This is a genomic window from Achromobacter sp. Marseille-Q0513 (assembly GCF_018195695.1).
GTDB lineage: Bacteria > Pseudomonadota > Gammaproteobacteria > Burkholderiales > Burkholderiaceae_B > Achromobacter.
Genome location: NZ_JAGTJY010000588.1, coordinates 1 through 391, shown reverse-complemented (window position 1 = coordinate 391; position 391 = coordinate 1). Strand labels below are relative to the sequence as shown.

The 391-nt window shown below is 70.8% G+C and carries 1 protein-coding gene; it reads left to right on the top strand.

Annotated features, from left to right (window positions below; genetic code table 11):
* The coding region (locus KDH83_RS31880) for a PhaM family polyhydroxyalkanoate granule multifunctional regulatory protein (protein ID WP_349291699.1) at positions 1-391 on the top strand (391 nt) is incomplete at both ends.

The window sequence follows — 391 nt, the reverse complement described above, 5'->3', positions numbered from 1 at the left end:
GCTCGGTCGAAAACTGGCTGCGCATGAACCTGTCCATGCTCAGCAGCACCATCCAGGGCATGGAAGTGCAGCGCTCCACCATCAACACGCTGCGCGCCTTCGTCGACAGCGCGGCCAGCATGGACCTGGGCGCCCTGCGCGACAGCGGCGCGGCCTCGCCGCTGGAAGTGGTGCTGGGCCTGAAACCGGCGCCGGGCAAGGCCAAGGCGGCCGCGCCGTCAGGCGACACGGCCAGGGACGGCGGCAAAGGTCCGGCTCAGGATCCCGCCGGCGACGCTGCCCACGAAGAGGAAGCCGGCAAGGACGCCGCGCCGCCCTTTGCCGGCATGAGCGAACAGATGGGCGCCGCGGCGCAATCGGCGTCCAAGGCCTGGTGGGACCTGCTGCAGCA